12 protein-coding genes are annotated in these 17,816 nt (G+C 70.9%); 9 read left to right on the top strand and 3 right to left on the bottom strand.

All coding sequences use genetic code 11. The annotated features are described in order from the left end of the window. Positions 1–80 precede the first annotated feature (80 nt). From IMZ11_RS18505 to IMZ11_RS18515, 3 genes are all read left to right on the top strand, one after another. Complete coding sequence (locus IMZ11_RS18505) at positions 81–1,292, top strand: HupE/UreJ family protein (protein ID WP_228643081.1); 1,212 nt, start codon at positions 81–83, stop codon at positions 1,290–1,292. A gap of 117 nt (positions 1,293–1,409) precedes the next feature. Beyond that, positions 1,410–2,939 carry a metallophosphoesterase family protein gene (locus IMZ11_RS18510; RefSeq protein ID WP_228643084.1) on the top strand — a complete coding sequence of 510 codons (1,530 nt, stop codon included), beginning with the start codon at positions 1,410–1,412 and terminating at the stop codon, positions 2,937–2,939. A 146-nt stretch (positions 2,940–3,085) separates the two neighbouring features. Then, on the top strand, positions 3,086–4,144 hold the full coding sequence (locus IMZ11_RS18515; RefSeq protein WP_228643086.1) for a DUF916 domain-containing protein: 1,059 nt from the start codon (positions 3,086–3,088) through the stop codon (positions 4,142–4,144). A 79-nt stretch (positions 4,145–4,223) separates the two neighbouring features. On the opposite strand, the gene IMZ11_RS18520 is transcribed toward IMZ11_RS18515, so the two are convergent. Then, a complete protein-coding gene (locus IMZ11_RS18520; protein WP_228643088.1) occupies positions 4,224–5,195 on the bottom strand; it encodes a hypothetical protein in 972 nt (323 codons plus the stop codon). 199 nt (positions 5,196–5,394) lie between these two features. Beyond that, positions 5,395–7,074 carry an ABC-F family ATP-binding cassette domain-containing protein gene (locus IMZ11_RS18525; protein ID WP_228643090.1) on the bottom strand — a complete coding sequence of 560 codons (1,680 nt, stop codon included), beginning with the start codon at positions 7,072–7,074 and terminating at the stop codon, positions 5,395–5,397. A 456-nt stretch (positions 7,075–7,530) separates the two neighbouring features. Between IMZ11_RS18525 and efeU the strand changes: the two genes are divergently transcribed. The 6 genes from efeU (at position 7,531) to IMZ11_RS18555 (ending at position 15,784) form a co-directional block, all read left to right on the top strand. Continuing rightward, positions 7,531–8,391, top strand: coding sequence for an iron uptake transporter permease EfeU (gene efeU, locus IMZ11_RS18530; protein WP_228643092.1), 861 nt, complete (start codon positions 7,531–7,533; stop codon positions 8,389–8,391). A 61-nt stretch (positions 8,392–8,452) separates the two neighbouring features. Further along, positions 8,453–9,586 carry an iron uptake system protein EfeO gene (efeO, locus tag IMZ11_RS18535; protein ID WP_228643094.1) on the top strand — a complete coding sequence of 378 codons (1,134 nt, stop codon included), beginning with the start codon at positions 8,453–8,455 and terminating at the stop codon, positions 9,584–9,586. Between the two features lie 58 nt (positions 9,587–9,644). Then, entirely contained in the window at positions 9,645–10,895 is a 1,251-nt protein-coding gene (gene efeB / locus IMZ11_RS18540; protein ID WP_228643096.1) for an iron uptake transporter deferrochelatase/peroxidase subunit, read from the top strand. Between the two features lie 132 nt (positions 10,896–11,027). Beyond that, a complete protein-coding gene (locus IMZ11_RS18545; RefSeq protein ID WP_228643098.1) occupies positions 11,028–12,629 on the top strand; it encodes a serine/threonine-protein kinase in 1,602 nt (533 codons plus the stop codon). After that, the gene (locus IMZ11_RS18550) at positions 12,626–14,188 is read left to right on the top strand and encodes a serine/threonine-protein kinase (protein WP_228643100.1); all 1,563 of its coding nucleotides are present in this window, start codon (positions 12,626–12,628) and stop codon (positions 14,186–14,188) included. The genes IMZ11_RS18545 and IMZ11_RS18550 overlap by 4 nt, the downstream gene beginning before the upstream one ends. A gap of 15 nt (positions 14,189–14,203) precedes the next feature. After that, a complete protein-coding gene (locus IMZ11_RS18555) occupies positions 14,204–15,784 on the top strand; it encodes a hypothetical protein (protein WP_228643102.1) in 1,581 nt (526 codons plus the stop codon). Between the two features lie 28 nt (positions 15,785–15,812). Here IMZ11_RS18555 and IMZ11_RS18560 read toward each other — a convergent pair whose 3' ends face one another. Then, positions 15,813–17,756: a CehA/McbA family metallohydrolase gene (locus IMZ11_RS18560; RefSeq protein WP_228643104.1), complete on the bottom strand. Its 1,944-nt coding sequence runs from the start codon at positions 17,754–17,756 to the stop codon at positions 15,813–15,815. Between the last annotated feature and the right edge of the window lie 60 nt (positions 17,757–17,816).

Raw genomic sequence — 17,816 nt, forward strand, 5'->3', positions numbered from 1 at the left:
CGTCACCGGTTCGACCGCGAGATGCCGTTCGTTCATCTCAGCCGAGCAGATTTCGTACGCCAAGCCCGAAAAGGAGTTATATGTCCCCCGCCACTCGGCGTCGTGCCGGTGCCGTCATCGCCGCCGTAGCCGTGGCCGTCCTGCTCAGTGCCGCGCCCGCTCTCGCCCACGGGTTCACCTCGACGGTTTACGCCGACCTCGCCTCGCCCGAAACCGGGCACGTCCGCACCGAGCTCCAACTGGAGTACGACCTGCTGGTCGTCTCCGCCGCCGACAACGAGAAGGATGATCCGCTCTTCCGAGCGGGCACCGCGGCGTTCGAGGCCGGTGACGCGGCGGAGCAGGCCGCCGCGCTCGACGCCCACGCCGACTCGGTGGTCGCGTACGTGACCGAGCGCTTCGGCGTCACGACCGGGGGCAAGGCGTGCACCCCGGTCCGGGACGGCGACTTCACGGTCGGGCAACGCGAGGGTGTCCCGTACGCGCTGCTGATCCTCGACTACCGGTGCCCGGAGTCCGCTGACGCGCACGAGGTGCGCAGCGGGCTGTTCCCGGGCTCAGAGGGCTATGTACGCGACAGCAAGACGATCGTCACCTACGACCTCGACCTGAAGTCCGGAAGCACCGCCCTCGACGCTCAGCATCGGTCGTTCTCCACGCGGCAGTCCTGGTTCGAGCGGTTCTGGCAGTTCTTCCGACTCGGAGCCGAGCACCTGCTCAGCGGACTCGACCACATCCTCTTCCTGCTGGCGCTCATCGCGGGATCGCGCCGCCTGCGCGAGATCGTGCTGGCGGCGACGACCTTCACGCTGGCTCACTCGGTGACCTTCATCCTCGCCGCCCTCGGCCTCGTGGAGGTGCCCGCGTCGTTCGTCGAGCCCGTCATCGCCCTCTCGATCGCGGTCGTCGCCGGCTGGCATCTGTGGCGGATCCGGCGACGCCGATCGCACGCCGCAGAACTCGCGACGCTCAGCCGCGGCCACCTCAGCCTGGACCGCGCGGGCTGGACGCGGCTCGCGGTGGTCTTCTGCTTCGGCCTCGTGCACGGGCTCGGCTTCGCCGCGGCACTGGGGATCGACCAGGCCTGGTCGTGGACGCTTCTGTGGTCGCTCCTCGTCTTCAACGTGGGCATCGAAGCCGTCCAGCTGGCGATCATCGTCGTCGTCTTCCCGCTGCTCGCCCTGCTGCGCCACCGCCGACCGGCGGCGGGGCTGTGGACGACCGGGGTGATGGCAGCGGGTGTGTCCGTGATGGGCCTGGTGTGGTTCGTGCAACGAGTTCTCGGAATCTGAGATCACGTCACAACTTCCGGCAAGCGCAACAGGCCGCCCACCCCACGTTCACCTCCGAGTCACCGCTTTACGGAATCTTGACAAACCTCACTAATAACCCCAAATGGATGGAAACCAATGAAGCTCGACAAGGGGACACAGGGCCCCGGGCCTGTTCTGCGCCGGGTCGCCATGAGCGCCACCGCCGCGGCCATCGGTGTCACCGCTGTGTTCGGCAGCGGCCTGACGACCGCGGCCCACGCTGACAGCGCGACGCTCACCGGCATCGTCCTCGGTGTGGGCGCCAACGAAACGCAGCGCGTCGTGTCGTGGTACTCCTCGGCCGGCACCGCGCAGGTGATCCAGGTCGCGCCGACGTCCAAGCTCGTCAACGGCGAGTTCCCCACAAGCGCCGTCACCTTCCCGGCCACGGTCACCGCCAACAGCGTCAACGGCGGCTACAACGCTCACGGGACGATCGACAGCCTGAAGCAGAACACCGCGTACTCCTACCGTGTGGGTGTCGAGGGCGCTTGGTCCCCGACGTACTCCTTCACGACCCAGGACTTCAACGGCAACAACCTCGACTTCCTGTTCTTCGGCGACCCGCAGATCGGCTCGTCCGGCAATGTGGCGAAGGACGGTGCCGGGTGGCTCGACACCCTGGACGTCGCCCTCGCCGCCAACCCGAAGGCCGAGCTGCTGGTCTCGGGCGGTGACCAGGTCGAGACCGCCAACACCGAGACGCAGTGGAACGCGTTCCTCGCGCCCGACAAGCTGCGCCAGTACCCGTGGGCCGCCACCATCGGCAACCACGACGTCGGCGGCAGGGCGTACGAGCAGCACTTCTGGACGCCGAACACCGACCGCTCCGCGCCGTACTACAACGGCAGCGCGGCGACCCGGTCGGGCGGTGACTACTGGTTCAAGTACAAGAACGTCCTGTTCATCGACATCAACAGCAACGCCTACACCAATGGCTCCGACGCCGCGCACATCGACTACATCACCGATGTCGTCAAGGAGCACGGCGCCGACGCGAAGCACACGGTGCTCATCTACCACCACGCGATCTACTCGCCGGCCGCCCACGCGAACGACGGCGACAACAAGCAGCGTCGTCAGGACTTCCCGACCGCCTTCTCGAAGCTCGGCGTCGACCTGGTCCTGCAGGGTCACGACCACAGCTACTCCCGTAGCTACGTGATCAAGAACGGTCAGAAGGCCGACAAGGACGAGCAGCCCGGTGCCGACTCGGTGGTCAAGGGCCCGGGCGGTGTCATCTATGTGACGGCGAACTCCGCGTCGGGTTCGAAGTACTACGACCTCACCGCTCCCGACGTGACCAAGGACCCGAACTTCGGTCCCGACCCGCTGAACCCCAAGAGCCACTGGGCCAACTCGGTGGAGGACCAGGAACACGTCCGCACCTACGTGAGGATCCAGGTGCGCGGCAACAAGCTCGTCGTCGAGAACATCCGCAGCGGCACCTGCGCCGCCCCCAACGCCGCGGTGGAGCTCGGCCAGGTGAAGTGGTGCGGCCCGAACAACGGTGCCGACGCCGCTCCGGGGGTCGGCTCCGCCGTCGACAAGGTTGTGATCCACACGCAGGACAACAAGGGCGACGCGAACAAGCCGACCGCGGCTGCGTCCGGCTGGCTTCAGTAGCCGACCGAGGGTGACGCCGGGCACCTCACGCTCACCGCGCCGAGCCGATCCGGCCCACCCCGACTGGTGGGGTGGGCACCGCCGGGTGCCCACCCCACGCCACGTCTTCCATCCCACCGCTTCCAGAACTGCCCGAGGACCATCAGATGCACCCGCCCAGACCGCGTACGACCACAGCCGCCGGATTCCTCGCCCAGGCCGGCGTCGTGGTGCTGCTCGCCGCGCTCGGCTTCCTCGGAGTGGGGACAGGACCTGCCGCGGCGGCGGACGGTGAGGTCTCCTGGGCGGTCACGACGGCCTCGGGCGACTTCGGGACCGGCCGGCCGAACTACAACTACACCCTCGACCCGGGCGGGCGGCTCGAGGACGGTCTCGTGATCGTCAACCACGGCACAACGCCGCTCCATATGGTCGTTTATGCCGCGGACGGATTCACCACCGAGCAGGGCCGGCTTGACCTGATCACCAGGGACGCGAAGTCGGCAGGGGTGGGTGCGTGGGTCCACACGAACCGGCCGGACGTGACGGTCCGGCCCGGCGAGTCGGTCGAGATGCCGTTCACGGTCGCTCTTCCGGACAACGCCGCGCCCGGCGAATACATGGGCGGCATCGTCACCTCGCCGACCCGGGCCGGCGCAGCGGACGGGATCGACGGGGACCGGCGTCTCGGCATCCGGATCCGTCTGCGCGTGGGTGGAGAGCTCAAGCCGGCCCTGTCTGTAGAGGACATGCGCGTGCGCTACTCGGGCACGCCCAATCCGTTCGGGAAGGGTGACGCCACCGTCACGTACACGATCCGCAACACGGGCAACGCCATCCTCACCGCTCGGCAAGCGGTGGCCGCGTCCGGCCCCTTCGGGCGCCTGGGCGTCCACGCGCCCCAGATCGACGACTCGCCCCAGCTGCTGCCGGGCGACACCTGGAAGGTCTCCGTGCCGGTACACGGAGTGGCTCCCGCGCTGAGACTGACGGGGACGGTCACCCTCATCCCGCTGCTCACCGACGCGTCGGGCTCGGTCGCCCCGCTCGCCACCGTCGAGAGCACCACGCACGCCTGGACCATCCCCTGGGCACTGCTGCTTCTCCTCATCGCCCTTTGCGGGATCGTCGTCGCGGCTCTGACTTCCCGGCGCCGCCGTCAGACCAGGTTCCGCGTCCAGGAGGCGGCCGAACAGGCGCTTCGCGAGCGGGAGACCTCTGCATGATCGTTCGGGCCGCCACCGCGCACCCGCGGGACGGAGGCACGCAGCGGAGGCCCACCGGGGAAGCGAAGCCGGGGCGGCGTCAGGCGGGGAAGTCGTCCGGGGAGACGTCGCTCGTCGAGGCGTTGCCGCCCACGACCTTGTTGAGGCTCAGGGTCCAGTTGTCCCAGCGGATCTGGGTGGAGGTGTAGGTCGTCTTGTACGGCAGCGGGTCGTCGAACTTCGAGAAGTTGCAGTTCCGGGTGAAGCTCCGCGCCGCACGGTCGTAGTCGGTGCCGCTCGTGAAGTAGACGCGGTACTTGCCGTCCTTGATGTTGGACACCTTGGCCGTCGACCTCTTGCGGACGTACACGCTGACGGCCTTCTTCTTGCCCAGGACCAGGGTGACGACGCTGTCGCCGGCCGTGCCGTTCTTCACGGTCAGGCCGCCGCGCCCACCGCGGATGCCCGACACCAGGATCGTGCCGCTGGCGAGACGGCGAGTGCGCTCCTTCGGCGGCGAGAACTTGATCAGGCCGCCGCGGTAGTCCCCTCCCCCGGCGAGATCGGCCCCGGCTTCCTTCAGGTTCCCGAACTCGCTGGACTTGCCGAGCCGGGCGAGCACGCTCGACGCCGTGCAGAGGGACCGCCCGTCCACGTCCTGGACCAGTTCGTCGAGCTTGCCGTCCATGGCGCGCAACGCCGCCAGGTAGTCGGTGTGCTCGGTGCCGATCTCGGCGGGCGGCCGCAGCGGCTCCAGCCGCTCCGTCGCCGCCGCCACGGCCGTCTGCGCACGCTGTACGCGCTGGCCGAGCGACTTGAGCGTGCGGGCCTTGGAGATGTCCCGCAACGCGTTCGCCACCGGCTGGCCGGCGGCGTCCAGCTCGACCTGGTACGCCTCCGGAGTGAGTGCGGGAGCTCCGCTCGGCGACGACGCCGATCCCCCGGAGGATCCCGAAGCGGAACCGCCGGAGCCGGAGCCGGAGGAGCCCCGGCTCCCACCCGAGGTGCAGGCGGTCACGGTCAACGTCAAGGTCGCGGCGAGCGCGAGCGCGGAGAGTCGCGGGGAGATCACCCGCACAACTGTCTCGGCACGAGTCAGGATGTGTCAACCTGGAAGATTCCCGACTATTGACTCGTACGAAACGACCGGCCTCGTCCGACCTGCCGCTCTTGTCCGGGGGCGGGTTCTCGGTGGAAACCCCGGACGGATCCGCGGAACACGTCCCTGGAGCGGATCCGGCGGACGGCCGCGGATGTGCTCGGCGACCGGGTCAGGGGGCGTCGATCTCGACCAGCCCCCTGTCGCGGTCTGTCCTGAGCCAGCGCCGCACGCCGATCGACCTCAGGAAGGGCAGGTCGTGGCCGGCCACGAGCAGTGCCCCCCGGTAGGCCGCCAGCGCCTGCGACAGCTGCCGCACGCTGGCGAGGTCGAGGTTGTTGGTGGGCTCGTCAAGCAGCAGGAGTTGCGGCGCCGGCTCCGCCAACAGCAGCGCGGCCAGTACGGCACGGAAGCGCTCGCCGCCGGAGAGTGTGCCCGCCGCCTGCTCGACCCGGTCACCCCGGAACAGGAACCGGGCGAGCTGCGCCCTGATCGTGTTGACCGGCGCGGTCGGCGCGAACGCGCGGGCGTTCTCCAGGATGCTGAGCGAGTCGTCCAGCACGTCGAGCCGTTGCGGCAGGTAGCGCACCGGCACGTCCACCTGGACCAGCCCGGACGCGTCGAGTTCGCCGGCGATCCTCCTGAGCAGGGTGGTCTTGCCCGAGCCGTTGGCCCCGAGCAGGGCGATGCGCTCCGGCCCGCGTACGACGAGTTCCTCCAGGACCTTGCCCGGCCGGGGGATCCCGTCCTCGATCCTGTCCTCGGTTTCGCCCTCGGCCTCGATCGGCGCGATCGTGACCGGTGCGGCGGTCGCGGGACCACGGAGGGCCCGCCCGGTGACCGTCAGCACCGTGCGACCGGCGGGGACCTCGGTCCTGGGCAGCTTCACCCGGATCTCGGCGTCGTCGCGCACCGCCTCCTCCGCCTCGGTCAGCCGGTCGCGCGCCTCCGACAGCTTCTCCTCGTGCATGGAGCGGTGCTTGCCCGCCGACACCTGCGCCTGGCGCTTGCGCTCCTGCATGATGATCTTCGGCTCGCGTTTCTGGTCGTACATCTTCTTGCCGTACCGAACCCTGCGGTCGAGCTTGGTCCTGGCCTCGGCCAGCTCCCGCTTCTGGCGGCGGACGTCGCCCTCGGCCGCGCGGACCATGCGCTCGGCCGCCTCCCGCTCGACCGCCAGCACCTCCTCGTACTCGCTGAACGTGCCGCCGAACGTCCGCCTGACCGGCAGGTCGACGATCTGGTCCACCAGGTCGAGCAGCGCCCGGTCGTGGCTGACGACCACCAGGGTCCTCGTCCACGACGTGACGGCGTCGTACAGGCGCTCGCGCGCGTCGATGTCGAGGTTGTTGGTGGGCTCGTCCAGCAGCAGCACGTCCGGCTGCCGCATGAACAGAGCGGCCAGGCCGACCAGGATCGTCTCCCCTCCGGACAGCGTGGCCACCGTGCGGTCGAGGTCCACCGTGCCGAGGCCGAGCCGGGCCAGCTCCGCCCCGGCACGCTCCTCGACGTCCCACACGATCGCGTCGAAGTCGACGCCGTCGATCTCTCCGCGTTCGACGGCGTGCAGCACGGCGCGCGCGGGCGTGATGCCGAGCAGGTCGCCGACCGTACGGCTCGCGCCGAGCGGGAGGTTCTGCGGCAGATAGCCGATCTCCCCATTGACGTCGGCCGATCCCCGGGCGGGGGTCAGCTCTCCGGTGATGATCCTGAGCAGCGTGGACTTGCCGGAGCCGTTGACCCCGATCAGGCCGGTGCGGCCGGTGCCGAACGCGAGGTCCAGCCCGTCCAGCACCGGCGTGCCGTCGGGCCAGGAGAACGACAGATCACTGCAGACGATCGGAAATGACATGAGGCGGCTCCCCTTAGGTCGTGGCGAACGGTGCGACGGGGTTACCGCCGCGCGACATGCGAGGGACACCGCGGGCACATGCCCGGAAGGGAGGACACCCCGGCGAGGGAGCCCGGCGGAGGAGCCTGGGCGGAGAACCCTGCGAGGAGACGGTCCGCTGAGGTCGATGCGCCGACCTGCCGCGATGGGCGGCGGTCACGGGCGCGGTGTCGGCGACCTCAGAACTTCAACGGGCTCTCCGGACGGGAGGTGACAGGGCGGACCTCACTGTACGCACCGCCCCTGCTGCCCGCCACCCATTAATCGCCCGGTTCACAGCGGCCCGGAGGCGGTGCGACGTGGCGAACGTCACTGGAGTGACAAATGGGTACCCCCCTGGATGAGGGCCTCAGGTGACGGGTAAGGTAACGCTGACCTAAATAAGGTAACCCTTACTCGATCTCGCAGGAGCGGCACGTGTTCGCGAGCTACCTCATCGGCCTTCGTGAGGGCCTGGAGGCGACCCTCGTGGTCTCCATACTCGTCGCCTTCCTCGTGAAAAGCGACCGCCGCGACCGTCTCCCACTTGTGTGGGCGGGCGTCGCCGGCGCCGTCGCTCTCTCCGTCGGGTTCGGAGCCCTGCTCACCTTCACCGCCGCACATCTGAACCAGATGCAGCAGGAGCTGTTCGACGCGGTCACGTCGATCGCCGCGACCGTCTTCGTCACGTTCATGATCTTCTGGATGCGCACGGCGGCGCGGCGGATGTCCAGCGACCTGCGCGGCAAGCTCGGCGAGGCCCTGGAGCTGGGCTCCACCGCCGTTGTGGTCATGGCCTTCCTCGCGGTGGCCAGGGAAGGTCTGGAGACCGCCCTCATCTGGTTCGCCGCCGCCCAGGGCGCCGCGGCGACCGCGAGCCCGCTGATCGGCATCAGCCTCGGCCTGCTCACGTCCGTCGTGCTCGGCTGGGGCCTCTACAAGAGCGCGCTGCGGATCAACCTGACCAAGTTCTTCACCTGGACCGGCCTGCTGCTGATCCTGGTCGCCGCCGGCATCTTCAAGTACGGCGTGCACGACCTTCAGGAGGCCGACATCCTGCCGGGGCTGACCACCTACGCCTTCGACATCAGCGGCGTGCTCGACCCGTCCGCCTGGTACTCCGCGCTGCTGAGCGGCATGTTCAACATCACGGCGCAGCCGAGTGTGCTGGAGATGGTCGCGTGGGTCGTCTACGCCGTCCCGGTCCTCATTCTCTTCCTCCGCCCGTCAGGCCGGCCGAAGACGACGCGGGGCCCTGCCGTACCGGCCGGGGACACCCCCACCGTGCCCGCCTCCTGAGCGCGGGCCACCGCCCCGTCCGACGCCCCATCCTGCTTTCCCAGAACTGGAGTCCTCCGCAATGCGCACCCCCGCCGTCGTCGCCCTCGCCGCCCTCGGCCTGCTCGCCGCCGCCTGTTCCTCGGGCACGACCGACTCCTCCGCGTCCGGCGGCGCGGCCAAGCCTGACAAGATCACCGTTGCGGCCAACGACACCGAGTGCAAGGTCGCCACGGCGGAGCTCCCCGCCGGCACCTCGACCTTCCAGATCACCAACAGCGGCAGCAAGGTGACGGAGTTCTACGTCTACGCCGGCGGCGACCGGGTGATGGGCGAGGTGGAGAACATCGTGCCCGGCCTGACCCGTGAGGTCATGGTCGAGCTGCCCGCCGGGACGTACGAGGCGACGTGCAAGCCGGGCATGATCGGCAAGGGCATCCGGAACCCGCTGAAGGTGACCGGCGAGCACAAGCCGCTGAGCGACGACGCCAAGCTCTCCGAGGCCACCGCCAGCTACAAGCGCTACATCAAGACCCAGAGCGAGACGCTGCTCGTCAAGACCCAGGAGTTCGTGGACGCCGTCAAGGCCGGCGACATCGAGAAGGCCAAGAACCTCTACCCGGTCGCTCGGACCTACTGGGAGCGCATCGAGCCGGTGGCCGAGATCTTCGGCGACCTCGACCCGGCGATCGACGCCCGCGAGAACGACGTGGAGAAGGGCCAGGAGTGGACCGGCTTCCACCGCATCGAGAAGGACCTCTGGGTCGAGAAGGACGTCAGTGAGGACGGCCCGATCGCCGACAAGCTGATGGCCGACATCAAGACCATCGTCGAGAAGTCGAACGAGGCGACGCTCTCGCCTCTCCAACTCGGCAACGGCGCCAAGGGCCTGCTCGACGAGGTCGCCACCGGGAAGATCACCGGTGAGGAGGACCGCTACTCGCACACCGACCTGTGGGACTTCGACGCCAACCTCCAGGGCTCCAAGGCCGCCGTTCAGGCGCTCCGCCCGGTCCTCGAGGAGCGTGACGCCGAGCTGGTGAAGACCCTGGACGAGAAGTTCGCCGCCGCCGAGGCCGCGCTCGAGACCCACCGCCAGGGCGACGGCTGGAAGCTGCACACCGACCTGTCCAAGGACGACCTGAAGAAGCTGTCCGACGTGATCAACGCTCTGTCCGAGCCGATCAGCCGGATCGCCTCCACCGTCAGCAAGTAGCCACGAATCGTCGGCACGTGAGGACCATCGGCGACAGCCGTTCGGGACGGAGCAGGGCATGAACATCAGCCGCAGGAAGCTCTTCGGACTCGGCGCGGCCGGCGTGGCCGCGGTCGGGGCGGGCGCGGTGGCGACCCGCACCCTGGTCGTGGACCTGCCCGGGGCGGCGCACGCCGCGTCGACGTCCGATCCGGTCACGTTCTACGGGGCCCACCAGGCGGGGATCGTCACCCCCGCCCAGGACCGCCTGCACTTCGTCGTGTTCGACGTGACGACGGACAAGCGGGCCGAGCTGGTCGAGCTGCTCCAGGACTGGACGTCCGCCGCCGCGCGGATGACCCAGGGCAAGGACGCGGGGACGTTCGGCGCGGTCGGCGGAGACCCCGAGGCGCCGCCGGACGACACGGGCGAGGCCCTCGGGCTGCCCGCCTCCGGCCTGACCCTGACGATCGGCTTCGGCGCGTCGCTGTTCGACGACAGGTTCGGGCTGGCCGACAGGAAGCCGGCCGCCCTGGCCGATCTGCCCGCGTTCCGCGGCGACGACATCCTGGCGGAGATCTCCGGCGGCGACATCTGCGTCCAGGCGTGCGCCCACGACCCGCAGGTCGCGGTGCACGCCATCCGCAACCTGGCCAGGATCGGGTTCGGCAAGGTGTCGGTGCGCTACTCCCAGCTCGGCTTCGGCCGTACGTCCTCGACGTCCCGGGCCCAGGCGACGCCGCGCAACCTGATGGGCTTCAAGGACGGCACCGCCAACCTCAAGCTCGAGGACACCGAGATGCTGGGCGACCACCTGTGGGCGGCCGCCGGCGACGGCCCGGCCTGGATGGACGGCGGCAGCTACCTGGTCACCCGCAAGATCCGGATGCACATCGAGACCTGGGACCGCGCCCCGCTGTCCGAGCAGGAGGCGATCTTCGGGCGGAACAAGGGCGCCGGAGCGCCGCTGACCGGCGCGGCGGAGTTCGACGAACCCGACTTCGCGAAGGCCGGATCGGACGGACAGCCGGTGATCGCCGACAACTCCCACGTACGGCTCGCGCATCCCTCGATCCACGGCGGCGCCCGGTTGCTGCGGCGCGGCTACAACTTCGTGGACGGCACCGACGGCCTGGGACGTCTCGACGCGGGGTTGTTCTTCATGGCGTACCAGCGGGATCCGCACAAGCAGTTCGTCCCGATCCAGCGGGAGCTGGCCGCCAAGGACGCCCTCAACGAGTACATCAAGCACGTCTCCAGCGGCCTGTACGCCTGCCCGCCCGGCGTGACCGACGCGGGTGACTACTGGGGGCGCGCGCTCTTCACCTGACGCGGCTCGTCTCATGGGGTGGGCAGCTGCGGGTCCGGTCCTGTCGGCCCCGCCACGTGGGACGCCTAACAGGATCGCTTCAGTCACTCCCAACCCGACGTTCACATCGACTCCATCCACTATCCTCCCGATATGCCCGAGTCTTCTGGGGGACGGCTCGCCTCTCGCTATCTCCTGCGCCGTCCCCTCGGCAGCGGTGGGATGGGCACGGTCTGGCTGGCGTGGGACGAGATGCTCGAACGCCAGGTGGCGGTCAAGGAGCTCCGCCTGCCCGACGGCCTCGACGAGGCGCAGCGTGCCGAAGCCGTCGAACGCGCCGTACGCGAGGCGCGCGCCGCCGCGCAGGTGCGGCACCCCGGCATCGTCGCCCTCCATGACGTGCTCGTCCACGACGGACGGCCGTGGATCATCATGGAGCTGCTGCGTGGCCGCACGCTGGCCGACGAGGTCAAGGACCGGGGGCCGCTTCCTCCGGACCGGGCCGCCTGGCTGGGGGCGCAGGTCCTCGACGCCCTCCGGGAGGCACACGCGCACGGCGTCCAGCACCGGGACGTGAAACCCGCCAACGTCTTCCTCAGCGACGACGGGCGCGCGGTCCTGACCGACTTCGGCATCGCCAAGCTGGACGGCCATGCCACGCTGACCGCCGCCGACGCGACGATCGGCTCACCGGGCTTCATCGCGCCGGAACGGCTGGACGGCGCGGCCGGCGGTCCGGCCTCCGACCTGTGGTCCCTCGGCGCCACCCTGTACCTGGCCACCGAGGGCGGGCCCGCGTACGGCGGGTCTCCGGTCGAGCGGCTCCAGGCCACGCTCACGAGCAGGGTTCCCCCGCCGCCCCGGCGGGCGGGCACGCTCGGACCGCTGGTGACGTGGATGATGGACCGCGATCCGGCGGCCAGGCCCGACACCGCGACCGCGCAGCGCCTGCTCACCGATGTCGCCGAAGGTCGCTCCCCCGCACCGTACGCCCCGGTGTCACCCGGCCCGCATGCCCAGCCGGGCTTCCCGGACGTACGGAACGCCTCGACCGCGCCCGGCCGGCAGGCCGGGCCCGCCGCGCCGGCGGGGCATGCGGGCGCGACGGGGCGGTCATGGGCCGACCGGCGGGGCTGGATCCTGGGCGGCGCCGGTGTCGCCGTGGCGGCCGCGGCCGCCCTCGTCGTGACGCTCGTGGTGATTCCTGGCGACGCCGAGGCGGGGCCGCCGTCGTTCACCCTCCCCGTCGACTTCTGCTCCCTGCTCACCGGCGACCAGGTCCACCAGCTCATCCGTACGGCACCCGCCCCGAAGGGCAGGGCATCCGGTGCGGGCTGTGAATGGACCGTCAGCGGCGAGGGTGTCAGCCTGATCCCCAAGAAGGACTCGGACACGCCCGACCCCTGGGCCATGACCGAGGAGTCCTCGCGGCTCCTCTTCGAGAGCCTGGCCAAGAAGTACGCCAAGGGCCAGAAGGGCGACTGGACCTGGAAGGAGATCGGGCAGACCCGGCCGATCACGTTCACGCAGACCACGCCCCGGACCGTCGACGGCGTCGGGGATGAGGCCCTCGCCTACGAGTTCGCGACGCGGCAGGGCCACGCCTACGCCGGCGTCGTGCTCTTCCGTGTCGGCGACCTCGTGGTCGAGGCCGCCTACGCGACGCTGTCCACGACGCCCACCGACGACGACATCCGCAGCGCGACGCTCACCGCCGCCCGCATGGCCGACGCCGCGCTGCGCGCGAAGGGATGAGCGGCGTGCTGCTGGCCGGCCGATACCGCCTGCTGGAGACTCTCGGCGAAGGCGGCGCGGGGACCGTGTGGCGGGCCAGGGACGAGATGCTCCATCGCGACGTCGCCGTGAAGGACGTCCGCGTCCCGGCCGGGCTGGGCGAGGACGCCAGGCGCGCCTTCGGCGGGCGGGCGATCCAGGAGGCCCGGTCCGCCGCGCGGCTCAGTCATCCGGCCATCGTGGTCATCCACGACGTCGTACTCGACGGAGGCCGGCCGTGGATCGTGATGGATCTGGTCGGCGGCCGGTCCCTGGACCGGGCGATCAGGAGCGACGGGGCGCTGCCCGCGCACCACGTCGCCGAGATCGGCCTGCGCGTCCTCGGCGCCCTCTCGGCCGCGCACGCCCAGGGCATCCTGCACCAGGACGTCAAGCCCGCCAACGTGCTGCTCGACGAGGACGGCAGGGCCATGCTCGCCGACTTCGGCATCGCCGTCCCGACCGCGTCGCCCGAGCGTTCCGGGGAAGCGGGGGACGCCGGGCAGGCCGAGCCGACCGCCTCGTTCGCCTCGGCGGGTTCGCCCGGATACGCGGCGCCGGAACGGCTCTCCGGAGCGCCCACGACTCCCGCGTCCGATCTGTGGTCGCTGGGTGCCACCCTCTACACGGCCGTGGAGGGACGCGCTCCGTTCCAACGTGACCTGCCCGCCGCCGTCGCCGCCGCGGTCCTCTTCCACGATCCTCCGGCGCCGATGCGGGCCGGTCCCGTGCTCGGCCCGCTCCTGCTCGCCATGCTGGCCAAGGACCCGGCGGCCCGCCCGTCCCCCGAGACCGTACGGGAGACCCTGCGCGGGATCGCCTCCCGAGGCGGGACGACCCGGGAGATGACCGTCGGCGTGCCGTCACCGCATCCACCGACCGCACCGCTGACCGCACCGCCGACCCTGTCCGTCCCGTCTGCCTCGCCGCAGGCGCCGCCCGCGCGGCGGAAACCGGCGCTGATCGCGGGCGGCGCACTGCTCGCCCTGGTCGCCACCGGCGCGGTCGGCTGGCTCGCCCTCCGCCCGGAAGCCGTGGCGGACGCGGGCCGCTTCCCCACCGCTCCGCGACCGTGCGGGCTGCTCACCGACGCCCAGGCGGGCGAGCTCCTCGGCGGCCCCACCGACACCGCGACCGTGGCGGGCGAGTGCGCGTGGCGGTTCCGCAAGAACGGGATCGTCTGGCGGACGATCACCGTGCGGCTCAGGGCCGAGCAGGCCCGGGACGGCGGCAGCGGCCCGGACGCCGCCCGCCTGTCCTTCTCCGGCCGCCGTTCCGCGCGTGCCTCCATGCGGGGAACCGCCTTCCCCGAGACCACGTACGCCGTCCGGGACGTGCGCGGGACCGGCGACGAAGCCTTCGCCCAGGACGTCTCGAACGCCTTCCAGAAGTCCACCACCAGCACGGTCTGGTTCCGCACCGACAACCTGATCACCGAAGTGGAGTACCACCGGCTGGACGGCCCGAAGGTGACCCCGGCCGCCCGGCGTACGGCGGAACGCGCCGCGAGACTCGCCGCGGACGCGATCGGCCGCAGCTGATCCCCGAGGAGACAGATGGACAGCCAGGAGCACGGCCCCACCCATCCGGCGGCGGCCGGGGGGCCGGGCCACAGGACGGCCGGGCCGACCGCGCCGACGGGCCACCCCCAGCAGATCGGGCATCCTCAACAGTTCGGGCACCCCCAGCAGATCAGGCAGCACACGCTGGTCGGGCCGATCTCGCGGGACACGCGGCGCCGCCGGGGCTGGGTGGTTCCGGTCGTGGCCACCGTCACCGCGCTGGCCGCCACCGGGGCGGTCGCCGCGTTCGTCGTACTCCGCTCGGAGGAAGGGCCGGGGCAGGGCGCGGACAAACGCGCGGCGGGTGCGGCCTCCCCGGCACGGACGTCGGTCGCGCCGCCGGACGCGTGCGCCATGCCGAAGCAGGCCACGGTCGAGCGGCTGGTCCCCCAGGCGACGACCACAAGGGACACCTGGGACCGGCAGGACGCGAGCGGCTACATCACGTGGATCTGCACCCTGCGCAACGACAACTTCTCGTTCGGGGAGTACATCAGGTCACGCAGCATCGAGGTCAAGCTGACCCGGTACGACGCGGACGGTGAGCTGACCGCACTCCGCGTCGCCAGGAACTTCTACGACGCCGAGCTGACCTCGGGGAAGTACGCCGAGACCCACTCGACGAGGGAGAACTACAGCTCCAAGGTCCGTACGCTGCCCGGAGTCGGCGAGGAGGCGTTCGCCCGCTACACCTGGGCGCGGGACGCCAAGAGCAACAAGTACTCTTTCGGCCAGGGGATCGGGCGGGTCGGCAACATCGTGATCCAGGTCAAATACCAGGCCGGCCAGCAGCGCAAGGACGCCCCGATCCTGTCCATGGAGGGCTCCCAGGGCGTGACGGAGGAGAACGCGCTCCGCGAGGTCTCCGGGGTCCTCGGCGAGGTGGCCGTGTCCGTGGCGGCCTGGCGGGACGCCGGCGGCGCCACCGCCCCCGTCGACTCGACCGTGTCCAGCGCGGCCCCCACCCCGGCCGCGTCGCCGTCGGCCGCCCCCTCGGCGTCTCCTTCGGCGATCGCGTTGCCCGCCGAGTGCTCGACGGCGTCGCCGGTCGCGCTGCGCTACGCGCCGGGTGCCACGCCGAAGGCCACGCAGACGCAGGACGGCGCCTCGACCACGGTCGAGTGCGCCTGGCTGAACCGCGACCTCGCCGCGGGCGCGAAGGCGCGGATGCGCGGCATGTTCGTCACCGTCCAGCGCTTCACGAACCGGGTCGGCGCCGAGGATCCCAAGGGAGCGAAGAACCAGTTCGTCGACCAGCGGGCGAAGGGCAGGAAGTGGGCCGGAAGCGGCATCACCGACAGCCTGTTCTGGTACAGGTCAACCGATGTCACCGGCCTCGGTGACGCCGCGTTCCGCCAGTACCGGACGAACCGGACGCCCACCGTGCACGCCGGCATCGGCCAGGTGACCGCGCTGTACGGTCCGGTGGTCGTCACCGTCGAGTTCTACGGCGCCGACCGGCCGAAGGGCGCTCCGCTGAACTCCCGCAAGTCCCGGCTCATGGGCGGCAAGGAGAGCCTGGCCGGGGCCATGGCCGTGGCGAGGGCGATGGCGCAGGCCCTCGCCACGGAGTGAGCCCAGCGGATCCGTCGGGGAAGATCCGTCAGAGCCGGGAACGGTAGACCGCGCGCGCCTTCTCGACGAGGTCGAGATGGTCGCGGAGCTGTCCCTCGCCGTCCAGCCGGGCCTGCCCCCGTACGAGTTCCTCCAGCAGGGTCAGCCAGTGCAGGCACCACCGGACGTCGTCGGCGCGGGCGACGTGCCGTCCGGCCACGTCGAGATAGATCGGGCTGGTGTGGGCGTAGACCTGCCGGTGCAGCGATCTCGGGTGCCTGCCGCCGGAGGCGATCGCGACGAGGTAGGTCGGCTCGGTCACGGTGAGCGCCGCGGTCAGCTCGCCGCCGCCTCCTTCGGCGAGTACGCCGTCGGCGGTGCGGATCTCCAACCGCTCCACTTCGGGCCCGATCGCCGTGGCCCGGATCGTCACCTGGTCGCCGGGCGACAGGTCCAGGGTGTCGCCGATCTGGCGACCGTCCACGCTCAGCTCCAGCCACGCGCCGGTGGTCACGAACGTACGGCCCCGCTGGATGGCCTCGGCGTACGCCTCAGCGGTCAGGGGACCGTCGAGCCGGGCGTAGACGCGCTCCCAGCCGAGCGGGCTGGAGACCGTCTCCTGGCGGGTGAACGACAACATGCTGTCGGTCCCGGCGAGCGCGGCGAGCCGGTTGCCCGCGCCGATCAGCCGCCGGTAGACCTCCGCGGTGCCGATGATGTCGGAGAAGTGCAGCAGTTCCATGCCGTCCACGAGGCCGAGCGCCGCGTCGACCACGACCGCCCTGGCCGAGCAGTTCCTGCGCCCCTCACCGATGATCTCTTCCGGAGAGGTGATCGGAACGTGGAAGGGATGCGCGTAGGCGAGCACCGCCCCGGTCTCCCGCATCTCGCCGCAGGCGGTCGCGTTCGGCGGCCAGTCGGTGTCGCCGCCGAAGCCGGTGTGGAAGCGGTCCGGCGGGGTCGTCACCCCGAACGCGTGGACGTGCCCGAACAGGTCGTTGCGGTATTCCACGCCCATCCGGGCGATGTGACCGGCGTCCGACCAGGGAAGGTCGCGTCCGGCCCAGTGCTGGAGCGCCTCCCGGTCGTAGACGCGCTCGCCCGACACGTTGCCCGCGACGAGGTTGAGCACGTGCAGGTCCTCGCCGTGCTGCATCAACGCGGCGGCGGCGGGCGGGGCGACGAGGTCACCGGCGAAGTTGAGGTGGACGTGCAGGTCGGCGCCGTACCAGCCGCGCGCGGCGGCGTCGTAGATCCGCTCGGGGGTCAGCTCGACGAGCGTCTCCCGCCACGGCTCGGGCACGAGAGTCACCTCGGCGCGGTCATACTCCATGCCGCGGGTGACCCGGACGGTGAGCGATTCGGCGGGGACGTCGAGGACGACGTCGTCGCCGTGGAAGAACGGACTGCCGTGGTAGTCGACGCGGTGCGGCGCGCCCTCGGGGTACCACCCCTGGCCGCCCTCCGATGTCACGCTCCAGCGGCACGGCAAGCCGGCCCGCAGCCGCAGCCGCGAGGGTACGGCGTGCCGCCGGAGCGGGGACAGGTCGACCGGCTCGCCGTCCACGGTCACGACCGAGTCGCTCCGGATGTCCACGAACAGGGCCCCCCGGGCCCGGATCTCGTACGGCGTGCCGTCCACCTCGACGGCGGTCGCGGCCTCGCGCGAGGAGTCGACGATGAGCACGACCCTGAGAGGTTCGGCGGCCACCACCGCGCGTACGGCCCCCGGCTCGAAGCGGTGGCCGTGGGGCGTGAGCCGGAGGGCGACGAGCCCGTCCGGCAGGGTCTCGCCGAGCACGTCCCTGAAGGCCGCGTCGAGGTCGGCGCCGATGTCCATCCGGTCCGCCTCCTCGGGAAACCGAAGGAACGTCATCATCCGGACGTAGTCGAGCGGCGGCTCCCCCCATGTGATCCCGTGCTCGGTCAGCAGGTGCCTGTACTCCTCCAACGCGCGCGCCACCGGCGGCGGCAGCAACGGGTCGTGATGCATCGTGCCTCCCCGTAATCGCTAACGGGGCCATATTCACACGGCACTCTGGACCGAAAGCCG

Origin of the sequence: Microtetraspora sp. AC03309 (genome assembly GCF_020826795.1) — a bacterium.
GTDB lineage: Bacteria > Actinomycetota > Actinomycetes > Streptosporangiales > Streptosporangiaceae > Microtetraspora > Microtetraspora glauca.

Coding starts and splice junctions, on each gene's coding strand:
- IMZ11_RS18505 (WP_228643081.1), top strand. CDS start 81: ATGTCCCCCGCCACTCGGCGTCGTGCCGGTGCCGTCATCGCCGCCGTA.
- IMZ11_RS18510 (WP_228643084.1), top strand. CDS start 1,410: ATGAAGCTCGACAAGGGGACACAGGGCCCCGGGCCTGTTCTGCGCCGG.
- IMZ11_RS18515 (WP_228643086.1), top strand. CDS start 3,086: ATGCACCCGCCCAGACCGCGTACGACCACAGCCGCCGGATTCCTCGCC.
- IMZ11_RS18525 (WP_228643090.1), bottom strand. CDS start 7,074: ATGTCATTTCCGATCGTCTGCAGTGATCTGTCGTTCTCCTGGCCCGAC.
- efeO (WP_228643094.1), top strand. CDS start 8,453: ATGCGCACCCCCGCCGTCGTCGCCCTCGCCGCCCTCGGCCTGCTCGCC.
- efeB (WP_228643096.1), top strand. CDS start 9,645: ATGAACATCAGCCGCAGGAAGCTCTTCGGACTCGGCGCGGCCGGCGTG.
- IMZ11_RS18545 (WP_228643098.1), top strand. CDS start 11,028: ATGCCCGAGTCTTCTGGGGGACGGCTCGCCTCTCGCTATCTCCTGCGC.
- IMZ11_RS18550 (WP_228643100.1), top strand. CDS start 12,626: ATGAGCGGCGTGCTGCTGGCCGGCCGATACCGCCTGCTGGAGACTCTC.
- IMZ11_RS18555 (WP_228643102.1), top strand. CDS start 14,204: ATGGACAGCCAGGAGCACGGCCCCACCCATCCGGCGGCGGCCGGGGGG.
- IMZ11_RS18560 (WP_228643104.1), bottom strand. CDS start 17,756: ATGCATCACGACCCGTTGCTGCCGCCGCCGGTGGCGCGCGCGTTGGAG.